The sequence below is a fragment of the Tessaracoccus flavescens genome (assembly GCF_001998865.1).
Taxonomy (GTDB): Bacteria; Actinomycetota; Actinomycetes; order Propionibacteriales; family Propionibacteriaceae; genus Arachnia; species Arachnia flavescens.
In genome coordinates, this window is sequence record NZ_CP019607.1 from 1893730 (window position 1) to 1909226 (window position 15497).

General features: G+C 69.5%; 18 protein-coding genes. 10 read left to right on the forward strand and 8 right to left on the reverse strand.

The window, feature by feature from the left end:
* Positions 1 to 8: 8 nt before the first annotated feature.
* Positions 9 to 437, forward strand: coding sequence for a GNAT family N-acetyltransferase (locus BW733_RS08975; RefSeq protein WP_237268132.1), 429 nt, complete (start codon positions 9 to 11; stop codon positions 435 to 437).
* Between the two features lie 61 nt (positions 438 to 498).
* Here BW733_RS08975 and BW733_RS18600 read toward each other — a convergent pair whose 3' ends face one another.
* Complete coding sequence (locus BW733_RS18600; protein WP_179947109.1) at positions 499 to 657, reverse strand: hypothetical protein; 159 nt, start codon at positions 655 to 657, stop codon at positions 499 to 501.
* Positions 658 to 790: 133 nt separating this feature from the next.
* Positions 791 to 1339, reverse strand: coding sequence for a GNAT family N-acetyltransferase (locus BW733_RS08985; protein ID WP_077349801.1), 549 nt, complete (start codon positions 1337 to 1339; stop codon positions 791 to 793).
* Between the two features lie 136 nt (positions 1340 to 1475).
* Here BW733_RS08985 and BW733_RS08990 point away from each other — a divergent pair, with 136 nt between their 5' ends.
* Positions 1476 to 1952 carry a CoA-binding protein gene (locus BW733_RS08990; protein WP_077349803.1) on the forward strand — a complete coding sequence of 159 codons (477 nt, stop codon included), beginning with the start codon at positions 1476 to 1478 and terminating at the stop codon, positions 1950 to 1952.
* On the opposite strand, the gene BW733_RS08995 is transcribed toward BW733_RS08990, so the two are convergent.
* The 3 genes from BW733_RS08995 to BW733_RS09005 all read right to left on the reverse strand — a co-directional run bounded on the left by BW733_RS08995 (position 1945) and on the right by BW733_RS09005 (position 3676).
* The gene (locus BW733_RS08995; protein WP_077349805.1) at positions 1945 to 2163 is read right to left on the reverse strand and encodes a helix-turn-helix domain-containing protein; all 219 of its coding nucleotides are present in this window, start codon (positions 2161 to 2163) and stop codon (positions 1945 to 1947) included. The genes BW733_RS08990 and BW733_RS08995 overlap by 8 nt on opposite strands.
* Position 2164: 1 nt before the next feature.
* Positions 2165 to 2671, reverse strand: a complete 507-nt coding sequence (locus BW733_RS09000) for a DUF2975 domain-containing protein (RefSeq protein WP_077349807.1) — start codon at positions 2669 to 2671, stop codon at positions 2165 to 2167.
* Between the two features lie 423 nt (positions 2672 to 3094).
* The gene (locus BW733_RS09005; RefSeq protein ID WP_077349809.1) at positions 3095 to 3676 is read right to left on the reverse strand and encodes a TetR/AcrR family transcriptional regulator; all 582 of its coding nucleotides are present in this window, start codon (positions 3674 to 3676) and stop codon (positions 3095 to 3097) included.
* A 91-nt stretch (positions 3677 to 3767) separates the two neighbouring features.
* On the opposite strand from BW733_RS09005, the gene BW733_RS09010 reads away from it, so the two are divergent.
* The 4 genes from BW733_RS09010 (at position 3768) to BW733_RS09025 (ending at position 6734) form a co-directional block, all read left to right on the forward strand.
* Positions 3768 to 4271, forward strand: a complete 504-nt coding sequence (locus BW733_RS09010) for an HXXEE domain-containing protein (RefSeq protein ID WP_161490192.1) — start codon at positions 3768 to 3770, stop codon at positions 4269 to 4271.
* A complete protein-coding gene (locus BW733_RS09015) occupies positions 4268 to 5221 on the forward strand; it encodes a zinc-binding dehydrogenase (RefSeq protein WP_077349813.1) in 954 nt (317 codons plus the stop codon). The genes BW733_RS09010 and BW733_RS09015 overlap by 4 nt, the downstream gene beginning before the upstream one ends.
* A gap of 338 nt (positions 5222 to 5559) precedes the next feature.
* Complete coding sequence (locus BW733_RS09020; RefSeq protein ID WP_077349815.1) at positions 5560 to 5931, forward strand: BlaI/MecI/CopY family transcriptional regulator; 372 nt, start codon at positions 5560 to 5562, stop codon at positions 5929 to 5931.
* Positions 5932 to 5933: 2 nt separating this feature from the next.
* A complete protein-coding gene (locus BW733_RS09025; protein ID WP_077349817.1) occupies positions 5934 to 6734 on the forward strand; it encodes a M56 family metallopeptidase in 801 nt (266 codons plus the stop codon).
* A gap of 219 nt (positions 6735 to 6953) precedes the next feature.
* Here the strand turns inward: BW733_RS09025 and BW733_RS09030 are convergent, their stop codons facing one another.
* Together BW733_RS09030 and BW733_RS09035 are read right to left on the reverse strand one after the other, a co-directional pair.
* Complete coding sequence (locus tag BW733_RS09030; RefSeq protein WP_077349819.1) at positions 6954 to 7757, reverse strand: YcnI family copper-binding membrane protein; 804 nt, start codon at positions 7755 to 7757, stop codon at positions 6954 to 6956.
* Between the two features lie 47 nt (positions 7758 to 7804).
* The gene (locus BW733_RS09035) at positions 7805 to 8389 is read right to left on the reverse strand and encodes a DUF5134 domain-containing protein (protein ID WP_161490193.1); all 585 of its coding nucleotides are present in this window, start codon (positions 8387 to 8389) and stop codon (positions 7805 to 7807) included.
* 137 nt (positions 8390 to 8526) lie between these two features.
* Here BW733_RS09035 and BW733_RS09040 point away from each other — a divergent pair, with 137 nt between their 5' ends.
* Complete coding sequence (locus BW733_RS09040; protein ID WP_179947110.1) at positions 8527 to 10497, forward strand: cytochrome c oxidase assembly protein; 1971 nt, start codon at positions 8527 to 8529, stop codon at positions 10495 to 10497.
* Complete coding sequence (locus BW733_RS09045) at positions 10494 to 12776, forward strand: heavy metal translocating P-type ATPase (protein WP_077349825.1); 2283 nt, start codon at positions 10494 to 10496, stop codon at positions 12774 to 12776. Before BW733_RS09040 ends, BW733_RS09045 begins: the two co-directional genes overlap by 4 nt.
* Positions 12777 to 12779: 3 nt before the next feature.
* On the opposite strand, the gene BW733_RS19365 is transcribed toward BW733_RS09045, so the two are convergent.
* The gene (locus BW733_RS19365) at positions 12780 to 13265 is read right to left on the reverse strand and encodes an SDR family oxidoreductase (protein WP_237268133.1); all 486 of its coding nucleotides are present in this window, start codon (positions 13263 to 13265) and stop codon (positions 12780 to 12782) included.
* 258 nt (positions 13266 to 13523) lie between these two features.
* On the opposite strand from BW733_RS19365, the gene BW733_RS09055 reads away from it, so the two are divergent.
* Entirely contained in the window at positions 13524 to 14189 is a 666-nt protein-coding gene (locus BW733_RS09055; RefSeq protein WP_202970153.1) for a nucleoside/nucleotide kinase family protein, read from the forward strand.
* A complete protein-coding gene (locus tag BW733_RS09060; protein ID WP_077349829.1) occupies positions 14186 to 15457 on the forward strand; it encodes an AGE family epimerase/isomerase in 1272 nt (423 codons plus the stop codon). The genes BW733_RS09055 and BW733_RS09060 overlap by 4 nt, the downstream gene beginning before the upstream one ends.
* Positions 15458 to 15497 lie beyond the last annotated feature (40 nt).

The window sequence follows — 15497 nt, forward strand, 5'->3', positions numbered from 1 at the left end:
CCGACCGGTTGCTCGTCGGGTCGCTCAAGCCGGCGTCGTGGCCGCCCGCAGCCACCGCTGAGCAGCGCGCCGGCGCGCCCGGGTTCACGCTCGTGGCGGAGGTCGACGGCCAGATCATCGGTTTCGCCCAGCTGCTGGAGGTCGACGGCGCCGCCCACCTCGAACAGGTGTCGGTGCTGCCGGAGCATGGCCGACGCGGGGTCGGGCGTGCGCTCGTGGAGGCGGCCGTGGCAGAGGCGCGTCGGCGTGGTCACCGTGCGGTGACGCTCCGCACGTTCGCAGAGGTGGCGTTCAACGCCCCGTTCTACGCGACGTGCGGCTTCGCCGAGAGCACGCCGTCGACCCCCTTCGAACGCGGCCTGGTGGAGACGGAGCACCGGCTCGGACTCACGGGTGTCGGTAGGCGGATCCAGATGACCCGACGGTTGGACGATTGAGCAGAACAGGCCCCACGCGGTCGGTGACTCAACCTTTCGTGCACGCGACCCGCTCGGTGCTCTAAAGCAGCAGCTCGCCGCCGTCGACGACCACGCGTCCGCCTGCCACGACCACGTCGCGACGTGGACCCCTCAGCAGCGCGTCCTGGACGTTCTCGGCCTCGACGAGCACGACGTCGGCGATCCGGCCCGGCTGCAGGCCGTGGCCGTCGCGATGCACGAAGGGGGCGGCTAGCCCGGTGGCCAGATCGACGGTGCGGCGCAGGTCCTCGTCGGTCCTCAGGCCGTGCAGCCGGGCGAAGCCGAGCGCGATCTACAGCATCGCCAAGCACGCGGCCGAGGCGACCGCCTGATCACCACAGCGGCGGGTCGGACGCGAGGCGGCTGAGGGACAAGACGTCCACCAGACCGCCGTGCGTCCGGGCCGCCTGCCTCAGCGTCCCCTCGATCTGGAAGCCGGAGCGCAGCGCGACGGCGAGAGAGGGGAGGTTGCGGGTCGCGACGTGCACCTCGACCCGCTGCAGGCCCTGCCGGAACGACCAGTCCGTCATCGCCATCAGGGCCGTGGTCATCAGCCCCTTGCCGCGCCCCCAGGGCGCCAGCCAGTAGCCGGCCTCGGTCGAACCGACGGCCCAGTCGGTGTTCTTGAGCCCGATCACCCCGCTCAATCGTCCGCCCGACTCGATCGCGCGTTCGATGCCCTTCCCGGAGGCCAGCTGCCGGGTGGCGTAGTCGACGGCGAACTCACGGGCGTCGTCGAGGGTGTAGGGGATCGGGATGGGCAGCCACTCGCGCAGCGCCTCGTCGTTGCACGCCGCGGTGAGGTCGCCGAGGTCTGCTTCCCGGATCGGACGGAGCCGTCCGCGATCGAGCTGGATCACGTCGTCGGAGAACTGCCGCATGCCACGAGCCTAGCCCGGTCCTCCGGCGTCCAGTCGGCCACCGCCGGTGGAGTGGACGACTGCGCTCTGGCCTGGGCGCGCGCCGGTTAGCCGACCCCGATCCGGGGGCGGCGCCGGTGCGGGCGGACCATGAACCATGAAGATCAACGAGGCCGCAGCCGAGTTCCTCGCCTGCAGGCGGATCGCGGTGACCGGGGTGTCGAGGACGCCCGGCAGCCACGGTGCAAATGTCGTCTACGACCGGCTGCTCGAGCGTGGGTTCGAGGCGATCGCGATCAACCCCAACGCGGACGAGATCGCGGGCCGTCCGGCCTATCCGGACCTCAGGTCGGTCCCCGACGGCGTCGAGGCCGTCGTGATCGGCACCGCGCCGCAGCGGGCGCTCGACACGATGCGCGAGGCCGTCGAGCTCGGCATCGGCAGGGTCTGGATGCACCGCTCGATCGACGGTGGCAGCGTCGACGACGAGGCGGTCGCCTACGGGCGCGAGCACGGCGTCGTGGTGATCGACGGCGGCTGTCCGCTCATGTTCGGCCCGGCGGCCGACGGCGCGCACAAGGCCATGTGCGCAGTGCTGAAGCTCATGGGTCGGGCGCCGCGGACCGTCAGCTGAGTTCCTCGTCGGGAACCCAGACCATGACGTCACCGGGGGAGCAGCCCAGTACCCGGCAGATGGCATCGAGCGTGGTGAAGCGGACCGCCTTCGCGCGACCGTTCTTCAGCACGGCCACGTTGGCGGGAGACAGCCCGATCGCCTCGGCGAAGTCGCCGACCGACATGCCCCGCTCGGCGAGCAGGACGTCGAGCTGGACCTTGATGGCCACCTCAGACCACCTCGGCCAGTTCGTCGTGGAGGGTGACGGCCCGGCGCAGGAGGCTGCGCAGCACGAACACCAGCAGTGCGATCCCCACGCCGGCTCCCGCTCCCGCGAGGCCGAGCAGGTACAGCCCGACGTCGACCATGTCACCGGCCTCCGGGCCGAGATCGGCGACCGGTGTGACGGCGACGCCGACCAGCAGGACGAGGCTCAGCGCGGCCCCGACCAGGAGCGCGCCGATGATGACGTCGACCCAGACGAAGGCACGGCGGCTGAAGATGCCCTCTCCCTTGGAGAGCTGCGCGAGGACGGCCGTCGCCACGAGGATCACCTCCACGCACACGAGGCCGAGGATCGTCACCGTCAACAGCAGCCCGTGGAGCGCCGCGACGAACGGATCGAGCCGAGCCTCGTCGGCGAGGGCCTGGGGGAGAACGACGATCTGGAAGAACAGGCAGGCGAGCACCGCGAGGGCGATCCCAACCTGGAGGACGGAGGCAATGACCTTGTTCATGGGGACGACGATGCCCGAGCGGCCTATCGATAATCAAGAGATTTCTAGCGAATATCGAGAGGTGGGGACCGAGGTCGTACCCGCCCCGCCACCTGCCGACCCCGTGGCACGAGGAGTGCGTCGGCCTGGGTAACATAAGCGCTGACCCGTGACCAGGGCTAGCCGTAGCGATGGTGCCGCGGTGAGTGGTTCTTCGTAAATTCGACCCGCGCCGTCCATAGGCCCCCGAACAGGCTCAGCAGTACCGGTCGCCAGAATCGACCGCTCGCGGTGCCGGAAAACCGACTCCTGTTTCCGGCAAGATCGTCCGCGCGCGGCGCGGCATGAGCGAGTATTGGTTGGCCCGGTCGAGAGCTTCGTCTGACCGCGCGGCTGTCGGTACTGGCTGCTGGAGGGTAGCCCTTCCCGAGGCTCCGTGCGTGGTTAGGGCCGGAGGGCGGCGCGGACAAATTGCAGCAGCGTTTCCAAGGGCGCGGGCGGCTCGCCGATCATACGGCGGTAGATGATGCTGCCCGCTACGGCGTCGAAGATTGCCTCCGGTTCCGCGGTCGGCGCGAAGCGGCCCTCGGCGATGCCGCGCCGGAGCAGGGAGACCGCCTGGTCACGAATCGGATCGATGATGCGGCGGCGGTATTCGGCCCCGAGCTCCGGCTGCTGCAGCAGGTCGATGCCGATGCTGGGGAGGCTCCATCCGACGGGGTTGTTCACCAATGAGGCGTAGGACATCCGCAGGAGCGCCGCGAGGTCGGCTTCGACGTCGTCTGATGTCGGCACGAGACGCGGGCCGAGGGCAGCCTCTACGACGTCGAGCACCAGGAGCATGAGGGACGGCCAGCGCCGGTAGATCGTGCTCTTCGCCACCGTGGACGCCCGGGCCACGTCGTCGATGCGCAGGCCGGAGTATCCGCGCTCCATGAGGAGGGCCAACGTGGCGTCGCGGACCCGTGTGTCGACCTCGGGGTCGCGCGGGCGACCTGTCAGCGGCGGCGCTGAACGCTCTCGCATGTGCCCTCCTATTGTCACCCGTCACGTTTAACGCTATCTTGAGTATCGTATCAACGATACCGACGGTTTCGAAAGTAGAAGGGTGGGTCGCGTGACGAAGGCGACGTGGGTCAGCGCGGGACTGTTCTTAGCGTGGGCAGTTCATGACGCAGAGGAACTGGTCACCGCTGCGGCCAGCTCGCGCGAGCTTGTCCGTCGTGCGCCGACCTGGCTGCCGCTCCCGGCGGATCTGCGCCGTGACGGCTTCTCCCAGCACCACATGAACGTGGCCATCGCTGTGATGGCTGGCTTCATGGGGATTGCTGCGCTCGACGGCGCCCGTAGCGGGGGGCGGTCATGGTTCTTTCAGACGGTGCTGCGCGGCTTCGGATGGCACGGTATCGGGCACCTGGCCGCTGCGGCGCTCTCAGGGAAATACGTCACGGGCGCGGCAACAACCCCGCTGGTGGTTATCCCGTATTGGCTCTGGGCTCGCCACGAGCTCGCCCGCGATGGGGTCCCTCTGCGCCCGGTCGACTCGGGACCCTTACTCATCGTGCCGGTCCTCATCGCGGCCCACGCGATCACGCGTGCCATCACGGGTCGTACGCCGTGACCAGCGACAGCTGGGCGGTGCAGTTCCACCGGTACGGCGACCCGGACGTCCTGATCCGCGACACCGTGCCGGCCGAGCATGCCGGGGTGGGCCAGGTGAGAGTCCGGGTCGCGGCCGTCGGGGTCAACCGGATAGACCTCGTGGTTCGGGCGGGCATTCTCCGGACGCAGGGCTTCGGGTTCCCGAAGGGCACTGGATTTGACGTCGTGGGGATCGTGGACGAGGTGGGTGCCGGCATCGGCGACACCGTGGTGGGGGCGGTCGTGTGGGGGTGCCTCGGGCTGGAGCCGCTACGGCGTCGGGGCACCCTTTCGGAGTTTGTGATCCTCACCTGTGAGCAGTACGCGGTCCTGCCGACCCGCGACCTCGACCCAGGGCTGGCGGCCCTCCCTCTCGCGGCATTGACCGCCCTGGCATGCCTGCGGGATTCGCTGCGTGTACTGCCCGGCGACCGGGTCCTGATCGTGGGGGCAGGCGGAGGCGTGGGCACCGCCGCTATCCAGATCGCGGGAATCCTCGGCGCCGTCCCGGTCGCCATCTGCGGTCAAAGCAACATGGCCCCGTGCCGCGACCTCGGTGCGCAGGAGGTGTACGACTACGCACAGACCCGGCCTTCGGATATCCCCGGGCAGTTCGCCGCCGTCCTGGACACTGCGGGCGTCGACACAACGGCATACCAGTCCGCCCTGGATCGCAGTGGGCGCATCGTGTGCACAGCCGCGGACGCGTGGCTGCGAATGTTGCCCGGGGCGCTCATGCGGGAACCTCGGATCCGGCTGCTGTCCGCGGGACCATCGCGGCGCGACCTTGCCTGGCTCGCGACTCAGGTGGGCGAAGGCCGGCTGCGGCCCGTCGTCGACCGCATGTACGGCATCGACGAGATCCGGCAGGCCCATCAAGACAGCTCTGGACCGCACGCCGCTGGACGACGGATCGTCGTCGTGGACTAAGATACTCCTGTCCTTCCTCCGCCTGGGTTTCGGGGAGGCTCGTGCACAGTTCTATGGTGAGCGAGGTTTGTGCCAATAGTGGCGCCGGTCGCGCTCCTTGAGATGTGTGCTCGGAAGGGGCGGGTGGGTCGTTCCTGTGGCCCGGCTCGGTTTCGTCTGTGCGCGCGTCTGCGGGCCGGGTTGGCTCGTGCACAGTTCTACGGTGAGCGCGGTTCGTGCCAATAGTGGCGCCGGTCGCGCTCCTTGTAGAGCTGTGCTCCGATCGGCCGCCCGCGGCTGCCAACGCGCGACACTCGGATCTCTACATGGCGTAGCATTCCTGCAGAGGAGGTGGGCCCATGGCGGGAAAACGGTCGCGCGAACCTGGTGAGCTCGAGTCGCAGGTGCTGCGGATCCTGCGCGGATTCGACGGCCCCGTCGGCGCCCGCGACATCCAGGCGCTCTTCGAGGAGCCCCGACCCGCCTACACCTCACTGCTGACCATCCTCGATCGGCTCAGGGTGAAGGGACTCGTCGCCCGCGAGGAACTGTCCCCGCGGAAAGTGCGCTTCAGCGCCCTCCAAACCTCGGAAGAGCACGCCTCCGACGCCATGCTCGGCGTCCTCGGTGAGGTCGACGACCGCCGCGCCGTCCTTCTGCGTTTCGCGGGCAACCTCGACGACGCCGACGTCGCCTTCCTGCGCGACGCCCTCGCGGCCAAGCGGAAGTGACGATGCTCCTCGCACTCGGATTCCTCGTCGGTGCGGTCGCGCTCGCGCTGGCCGCTCCGTCCCTGCTCGCGGGTGGTCGCTGGCAGGTGTTTCGTCCCCGCCTGGCGCTCGGGTTGTGGTTCAGCGCCTTCGGGGTGGGCGTTGCGATGGCCGGCGCGGCGTTCGTGACCTCGATCCTCGCCGCCATCGCAGCCGCGACCGAACCGTCGCACTCACTGGTCGCGACGGTGACGGCCTGGACCGGCGTGCTCGTCGTTGCCGCGGCCATTGGCCTCGCCTCAGGCGCGTCGGAGCCGCTGGTCGACTCCTACCGGCGCTCACTGCGCAGGCTGAACCCGGTCGCGACCTCCCGTCAGGACCGGTCCTCCTTCACCCTGGTGCGGTTCGAGTCGGAGCACCCGGTCGCGGTGGCCGTTCCGGGCCGTCGCCCCGAGATCCTCGTCTCCTCTGCGATGGAGGAGGCGCTGTCGACGGCCCAGTTGTGGGCGGTGCTCGCCCACGAGAACGCGCACCTGCGGGGCCGCCACGGCCTGCTCGTGCGGCTGGCCGAGCTGAACGCCGCGTGCCTTCCCCGGTTCATCCCCGCAGGTCGCGACCTGCGGAAGGCGACCATCATACTCGTCGAACTCGTCGCAGACGACGTCGCCGCCCGTCAGGCTGGTGCCGCCCAGTTGGCGGTTGCACTCGAGCGCCTGGCCGAGGCCAGTGGCGAGGCAGGCTTCCTCGTCCGGGCCGAGCGGTTGAGGGCCCTCCCGGGGTCGCAGCCGGCAGGCGTCGGACTGCCAGCGCCAGTGCAGATCTGAACGCGCGGTTGACCGGGTGAGCGAACCGATCTTCAAGCAGGCCAGAGATTCCGCCCGGCTTCGCAATGAGGTTCGGCACTACCGGGCGATGGAAACCGTCGCGCCGCCCTTCGGGTCGCCGCGCCTCCTTGCCTGGAGTGCCGACGGGCCCTCTCGGCGCAACGAGTTCGAATAAGTGCTCAAGGCGAGAGCCTGACCACGCGGTCGCCGGCCCGGTCATCAGCCCCGGGGACGCCGGGTGACGAAGGCCAGGAGTCCGGCGAGCAGGCCAAGGGAGCCGATGATGATGGCGGCGATGCCGATCGGCTCCCCGCTGGTCTGGACCCCGGTCGCCGCCTCGTGGTCGGCGTGCTCCGTCCCCGAGGTCGGTCCCGAGTCGTGGTCGGCGTGCGCAGGCTCCGAGGTCGATCCCGAGTCGTGGCCCTGGTGGATCTCCCCGGCGGAAGGGGTCGCCGCGTGGGCATGGTCGCCGTGGCCATCGGCCGCGGCCGCTGGGGACACGGCGAGGGAGGGTGCAGGGAGCTCGAGGTCGTGCGGGTCCTGTCCCTCCGCCGGGATCTCGATCCAGGCCGACCCGCCCTTCTCGCAGGTCTGGACGGTGGGGAAGTAGAGGGTCGTGTCGCCGGCATCGTCGGGCAGTTGCATCGACAGTTCGAAGGCGTCGCGTTCACCGTGCGGGAGCGGCGTCTTCGCGGTGTAGACGATCTGGGCGACCCGCTCGCTCAGCTCGTTGCCGTGCCGGTCGGTGATCGGAGCGTCGAGCTTCTTCATCACCTTCTCCACGTCGTAGAACGCATTGCGCGTCGGGGTGACGGAGTTGATCCCCTCGGGGATCTGGATCGCGATCGCGGTCGTCGACGACCCGTCACAGCCGTGTGGCACGCCGACCTTCACGACAGTGTAGGCGCCGGCGACCGCGGAGTCGGAGGTGGTGGTGATGTGGGCCTGGGCCAGCGCTGCGGGACCGGCGGCGAGGGCGAGAGCGCCCGCGAGGGTGCACAGGATCCGGGGTCGGGTGGGCATGTCGGGCTCCTCTGGAGGGGACGAAGGGTCAGAGATCGACGGAAGGGTCAGAAGATCATCAGCCAGCACATGGCGCCCATGCCGATGAGCATGACGACCATCACCAGTGAGTCGACGACGTGGCGGGTGAGGCCGCGTCGACGAAGTTCTGGGGCGGCATCGACCAGTTGGACGACGGCGGCGACGAACAGCAGGGCGGTCGCGACGATGCCGAGCACCGTCGCGGTCGTCCCCATCGTGTGCATGGCGTGCTCCCCGTGGCCGCCGTGCCCGGGCGGCATGACGGCCACCATCCACGTCATGGCGCCCATCATCAGGGCGTGCACCAGCTGGTGCCATGCAGGATGGCAGCCGAGTTGTTCCGGCTCGAACCGGCCGAGCCACTGGCCGAGGCCGACGGCGAGGAACCACAGCGTGGAGAAGGCGAAGATGATCAACTGGGCGAGCCACGGGAGCGAGTACCACCACGGCCACGCCATCGCCGCCATCACGAGCGCCATGAGCAGATGGAGGACGTCGCCGATCGTCTGCAGTGGACGCCGCCGGTCGGCGACCGCCCGCCAGGCGAGGTATCCGGCGATCGCGACGAAGACGACCGAGAAGACCCATTGCCAGACCGGGTTGGTGATCACTGCTGCCTCATCTCTACAAGATGTAGAAAACGTAACAGAGGCTGCGGGTCGATAACAACACATCCTGTAGAGTTACGGCGTCTAGTGAGAGGTGTGGCTGAGCGATGGCGACCACGGTCGAATCGAGGCGGCGGAGCTTGGCTCTGCAGGCCGTGTGCACCCTCGGGCTGGTGCTCGTGCTGGTGTTCCCCGCGGCGCTTGCCCTGTACGTCGGCGAGGTCCCGTACCAGGAGCTGATCCGCCCCTACCCGGGCGCAGGCGTCTCCGTCACCACCACCGTCCTGCAGAGCATCGCCGAGGTCTCCTCGGTGGTCAGCATCGGCGCGCTCGTTCACGTCCTGTTCCTGCGGCCGCTGTCGGGGCGAAAGGCCTTCCCCGTCCCGGCAGGCACCGACCTCTCCATCCTCCGGTGGGCGAGCGCGGCCTGGGCGCTCAGCACCTTCGCGCTCGTTCCCATGACGGCGCTCGACACCAGCGGGGTGTCGCTCGCGCAGCTGGGCCAGCCCGGTATGGCCGCCTATGTGATCGACGCGGCGAGCAACCTCTGGCCCACCATCATCCGTTTCGCCGGCGCCGCCATCGTCGCGCTGACGGCGCGGGTCGCCTCCCGCTGGACGACCCTGCTGATCGGCCTGTGGGCCGGTGGCATCGCCGTCCTGACGCCGATCGTCGTCGGTCAGGTGCTCGTCGGGCCCGATCACGACCTGGGTGGCGACATGGCCATGGTGCAGGCGGTCGTCGCGTACCCACTGTTCGGCGTGCTCGTCGTGCTCGGGCTGCGTGCCCTCATCGGCGACGACATCGCCAACGTCACCTGGCGCCGCTGGCTGCGGATGGCGGTCGTCGCCCTGCCGGTGATCGTCGTGTCGGACGCCGTCGTCACCTGGTTCAAGCTGGCCGGTGGCCCGCTGCTGTCGACCATCACCGGGTGGCTCATCCTCGCCCGCTGGGTCGCGCTGGCCATCGTCGCCGCCGCCACAGTCGCCGTCATCGTCTTGCGTCGCCGTCGACAGTTCGCGGCCGCGGAGTCGAGCCTGCTCGCCCTCGCCGCTCTCGGCGTGTTCATCTGGGTCGCCGTCACCGCTGCCATGTGGCGCGAGCCCCCGCCGCAGTACTTCGTCCCGACCAGCATCAACGAGATCTTCCTCGGGTTCGACACCCCCATCGCGCCGACGCTGTCCAACGTCTTCACCACATGGCGAACCAACCTGCTGTTCGTGACCCTCGCCGTCGTGGGGATCGCCGTCTACCTGTACGCGGTTCGGGTCGTTCGCCAGCGCGGAGACACGTGGTCGAACGGACGCACCGCCGCCTGGATCATCGGCTGGATCGTGGCCGCGGGAGTGACGAGCTCCGGGCTCGGGTTCTACTCGGCGCCGCACTTCGGCATCCACATGATCGTCCACATGAGCCTGTCGATGCTCGCCCCCGTGCTCCTGTCGCTCGGCGGCGTCCTGACGCTCCTGCTGCGCGCCTCCCGCGCCGGTGGACCCGTCGCGAGCCTGCACGAATGGATCAGCTGGGTCCTCGCCTGGCGCGTGTCCAAGGCGCTGTTCAACCCGCTCGTCGCGTTCGTGCTGTTCATCTCCTCGTACTACGGCCTGTACTTCACCGGCCTGTTCGAGCACCTGATGCGCTACCACTGGGGCCACCAGTTGATGAACGTCCACTTCCTCGTGGTGGGCTACATCTACTACTCGCTGATCATCGGCGTCGACCGCGGGCCGCGTCCGCTTCCGCACATCGCGAAGCTCGGCATGGCCATGGCCGCGATGCCCTTCCACGCCTTCTTCGGCGTCATCCTGATGAACGGCCGCACCGTGATCGCCGACAGCTACTACCGGATGCTCGACATCCCCTGGGCCGACCTCCCCGCCGCGCAGGAACTCGGCGGAGGCGTCGCCTGGGCGGGCGGCGAGATCCCCTCGCTGCTGGTCATCGTCGCCCTCGGCATCCAGTGGGCGCGCCAGGACAACAAGGAGGCCAGGCGCCGCGACCGACACATGGACTCCGGCCGCGACAACGAGTACGAGGAGTACAACGAGATGCTCAAGGCGCTTTCGGAGCGCTCGGCCGCGACCGGCCCCCGGACAGGCGACGACCGATGAGCCAGACCGAGACCCGCCCCGGGCTGATCGAACTCGAGATCAGCGGCATGACCTGCGCCGCCTGCGCGAACCGGATCGAGAAGAAGCTCCGCAAGCTCGACGGCGTCAGCGCCACGGTGAACTACGCCACCAACCGGGCCACGATCACCGGGCTCGACGACGTGTCGACCGCGATCTCCGAGGTCGAGAAGGCCGGCTACGGCGCCCACGAGCGGCAGGGTGACGACGACATGTGGTCCCAGCGGGCCACCGAGATGCACATCACCTCGCTGCGCCGCCGCCTGATCACTGCCGCCGCGCTCGCGATCCCGCTGATGGACATCACCATCGTGCTCGCGCTCTCGCCGCAGTGGCGCTTCCCCGGCTGGGAATGGGTGTGCCTGCTGCTCGCCCTTCCCATCGTCACGTGGTGCGCGTGGCCGTTCCACAAGGCGACGCTGCGCAACCTGCGCCACGGCTCCGTCTCCATGGACACCCTGGTCTCGCTCGGCATCGTCGCGTCCTTCGGCTGGGCCGTCGCCACCCTGATCTTCGGGCTCGGCGAGGCGAGCGACCACGGCTTCTGGCTCGGCTTCGGCGCCACGCCCGAGGGGGCGAACTCCGTCTACCTCGACGTCGCGGCGGGCATGACGACCTTCCAGCTGGCTGGCCGCTACTTCGAGGCGCGCTCGCGCCGCAAGGCGAGCGACGTGCTCGGCGCGCTCCACGCACTGGCCGCGACCGAGGTCAGGGTCGTGCGCGACGGCGTCGAGCAGGTCCTTCCCATCACGGCCCTCGGCGTAGGTGACACCTTCATCGTGCTTCCGGGCGAAACCATCGCCACCGACGGCGTCGTGGTCGGCGGGTCTGCGGCCGTCGACGCCTCGATGCTGACCGGCGAGCCCGTGCCCGTCTCCGTCGGTATCGGCGACGACGTCACCGGCGGCACCATCAGCACCGACGCGCGGCTCGAGGTCCGCGCGACCGCGGTCGGCGCGCACACCCAGCTCTCTCAGATGGCGGCGCTCACGGAGGATGCGCAGGCGCGCAAGTCGCAGGTCCAGCGCCTCGTCGACCGGGTGATCGCCTGGTTCGTCCCGACGATCATCGCGCTCGCCGCCGTCACGACCGTCGCCTGGGTGATCGCTGGCGCCCCGCTCCAGCAGGCCTACGGCACCGGCATCGCCGTGCTGATCATCGCCTGCCCCTGCGCGCTCGGGCTGGCCACCCCGACCGCCCTGATGGTCGGCATCGGCCGCGGCGCGAGCCTCGGCGTCCTGATCAAGGGCCACGACGCGCTCGAGGCGAGCGGCCAGATCACCACCGTCGTTCTGGACAAGACCGGCACCCTCACCACCGGGACCATGAACGTCTCCGAGGTCACCGCCGCCGATCCCGACGTGGTGCTGACCGCCGCGGCCGCCGTCGAGAAGGGCTCGGAACACGCGATCGCCCGGGCCATCGAGCGCGAGGCGGTCGAGCGTCGGCTCGTCGTTCCCGGCGCCGACGGGTTCGCCACGCTTCCCGGACTCGGCGCGAGCGCCGAGGTCGATGGGGTCGAGGTCGTGGTTGGTCAGCCGCAGCTGTTCGTCGACCGGGGCCTCGAGGCTCCTGCCTCTCTTCGTGAAGCGGTCGGCCGGGCGCGCGACCGCGGCGACAGCGTCTCCCTCGTGGCCGTCGGGGGAGAGATCGTCGGCTGCATCGCGATCAGCGACACCATCAAGCCCGACGCCAGGGAGGCGATCCAGGCGCTCAAGCTCCAAGGGCTGCGCACCGTCCTGCTCACCGGCGACTCGCGCCAGGCGGGGGAGCGGATCGCCAACGAGCTCGGCATGGACGACGTCATCGCCGAGGTGCTGCCTCAGGAGAAGGCCGAGGTGATCGAGAAGCTGCGCGCCGACGGCCAGTTCGTCGCGATGGTCGGCGACGGGATCAACGACTCGATCGCGCTCGCGACGGCCGACCTCGGGCTCGGCGTCGTCAACGGCACCGACATCGCGCTCCGCGCCGCCGACATCATCATCGTCCGCGACGACCTGATCGCCATCGCCGACGCCGTCGGCCTGTCCCGCAAGACGCTGAAGACGATCAAGACCAACCTGGTCTGGGCCTTCGCCTACAACATGGCGGCGGTCCCGGTCGCGGCCGCCGGGCTGCTCAATCCGCTGATCGCCGCCGCCGCCATGTCGCTGTCGAGCGTGCTGGTCGTCCAGAACTCGCTGCGGCTGTCGAACTACCGCAGCAAGCGGGTCGTCGCCCGCGACGACCACGAGGCCGACGAGCTCCTCGCCGCGGCCTGAGCGTCAGCGGCTGGAATAGCCGCCGTCGATCGGGAGATGTGCCCCTGTGATCATGCCCGCCTGGTCGCTCAGCAGGAACACGACGGGGCCTGCCACGTCTGCCTGGGTGGCCCACCTGCGCAGGGGCATCATGTCGAGGAAGGGTCCCCCGATCTCCGGGCGGCCCCAGTAGAACTCGGACATATCGGTCATCACGACGGTCGGGTCACACCCGCCACGGTGCGCGAAGCCGCGGGCGGTGACGAGGCCGGCGACCATGATCGGCAGGCCGAACCACATGATCGCCAGGGAGACGCCGACGGTCACCAGGGTGAACACGGCGACGAACGCGATGATGGCCAGGAACAGGGTGGGGAGGAGGTAGGTGGTGTCGCGCCCGACCTGCTGGATCAGGGTCGACTTCTCGGGCCGTCGCGCGGCCGGCCTCGGCTCTTGGACGGTGTAGGCGAACACAGGCTCAGTCTCGCCGTAGATCGCATAGATTGTCATGCCCCAGACGCTACGGATCGTGAAACTCCAGACCCATCCTGCTGCCCGGCCAACCCGATGTCGGGCCAGCCCCACCCCTGGCCGGTCGGAGATCTGGACCCGTCGTGCGTGGTGGCCCCTGGCCGGCGACTCACGTGGGCGGTGCCGTGCGATGGACACCTGGGCGCAATGACAGAAGAAACCGCGCGACGATGTGAGATCGTTCCCTCATTGGCATATGCTGGGGCCTCGAGCAACTTGGTCCACAGGAGTACGCCGTTGTCCTCGTCACATGCCGCGCCGAGAACTTCGGCCACCATCCCCGAACTCGTCGAGCGCGCCCGGGCCCTCGCGGAGCGCGGCTCGAGGACCATCCTGGGCATCGTCGGATCGCCCGGGGCCGGAAAGACGACGCTCTGCACCGCGATCGAGTCGGCCCTTGGCGACGACGTCGTCGTCGTCGGAATGGACGGCTTCCACCTCGACAATCCGATCCTGATCGAACGCGGTCGGCGGGAGGACAAGGGCGCGCCCGACACCTTCGACGTCGCCGGCTACGTCTCGCTCCTGCGTCGGCTCGGCGAGGCAACTGAGCCGATCACCTACGGGCCGCGCTTCGATCGTGAGATCGAGACCAGCATCGGCAGCGCCATCCCCGTGCCGCAGACGGTGCCGCTCGTCATCACCGAGGGGCTCTATCTGCTGCGTGAGGAAGAGGGCTGGGAGGAGGTGCGTGGCCTCGTCGACGAGATGTGGTACCTGGAACTGCCCGATGCCGTGCGTCAGGAAAGGCTGCTGCGCCGTCGCCTGGGCCACGGCGACAACGAGGAGCACGCGCGCGACTGGGTGATGCGTGTGGACCAGGCCAGCGCGGATCGCGTGGCGAAGACGAAACACCGGGCAGACCTCATCATCGAGGTCCTCGACAACCAGGAGCAGGCATGACCACACCCATCGACTCCCCAGCTGAGGTCGCGTCCGTGGGAGGTGGCACCATCGGAGACGCCGACTACCGGCGTCGCGAACGGGCCGAACTGCTGCGCTTCGCTGCCGCGTCCGTCCGTGAGGACGGCTTCGGCAACCTGGACGCGAAGGGGGTCCTCGAGGACACCCCGACCGAGCTCTACGTCACCTGTCGGATGACACACGTCTTCGCCCTCGCCTCGGTCATGGACGAGCCTCCGACCGAAGGCGGCCCAGGCCGGGCACGTCTGGTCGAGCTCGCCACCCACGGGATCGCGGCCCTGCGCGGCGGGGCGCTCCACGACGGCGTCAACGGCGGCTGGCACAGCGCCGCCTCGGGCCCGCGGGCGAAGAACGCCTACGGCCACGCCTTCGTCATGCTCGCGGCGAGCTCCGGCGTCGTCGCAGGCATCGAGGGTGCCGCCGAGCTGCTCGCAGAGGCGATCGAGGTGCAGACCGCCCGGTTCCTCCAGCCCGACACCGGCCTCGTCGTCGACGACTGGAACACCGACTGGTCGGAGCTCGACCCCTACCGCGGCGTCAACGCCAACATGCACACCGTCGAGGCCTACCTCGCCGTCGGTGACGCCACCGGCGACCCAGTGTGGCACGAGCGGGCCGCCCGCATCGCGGAGCAGGTCAGGGGCTGGGCAGCCGAGAACCAGTGGCGCATCCCCGAACACTTCGACGGCGACTGGAACCCCGACTTCGAATACAACCGCGACGAACCCGCGCACCCCTTCCGTCCCTACGGGGCCACCGTCGGGCACGGCCTGGAGTGGAGCCGGCTCTTCGTGTCGGTCGATCTAGGGCAGCCGACTCCGGGCCTGGTCGACGCCGGCGTCGCGCTCGCGGACCGCGCCGTCGAGGACGGGTGGGCGCGCGACGGGGCCGACGGCTTCGTCTACACCACGGACTGGAACGGTGAGCCGGTCACCCATGCCCGCATGCACTGGGTCCTCGCCGAGGCCATCGCCACTGGGGCGGTGCTGCGGCAGGTGACGGGTGAGCCGCGATTCAGCGAGCTCGTCCAGCGCTCCTGGGACTACGCCGACCGCCACCTGATCGACCGCGTCAACGGCTCCTGGCACCACGAACTGGACCGCGAGAACCGACCGTCGGGCGGGACCTGGTCGGGGAAGCTCGACGCGTACCACGCCTACCAGGCCGCGCTGATCCAGGACATCCCGCTCGCCACGTCGTTCGCCGCCGCGGTCAGGCTCGCCCGCGACCCCGAGGCGACCGCCTGAGACTTGGGTCGGCTCACAACTTGCTCGGCATTGCCTACCT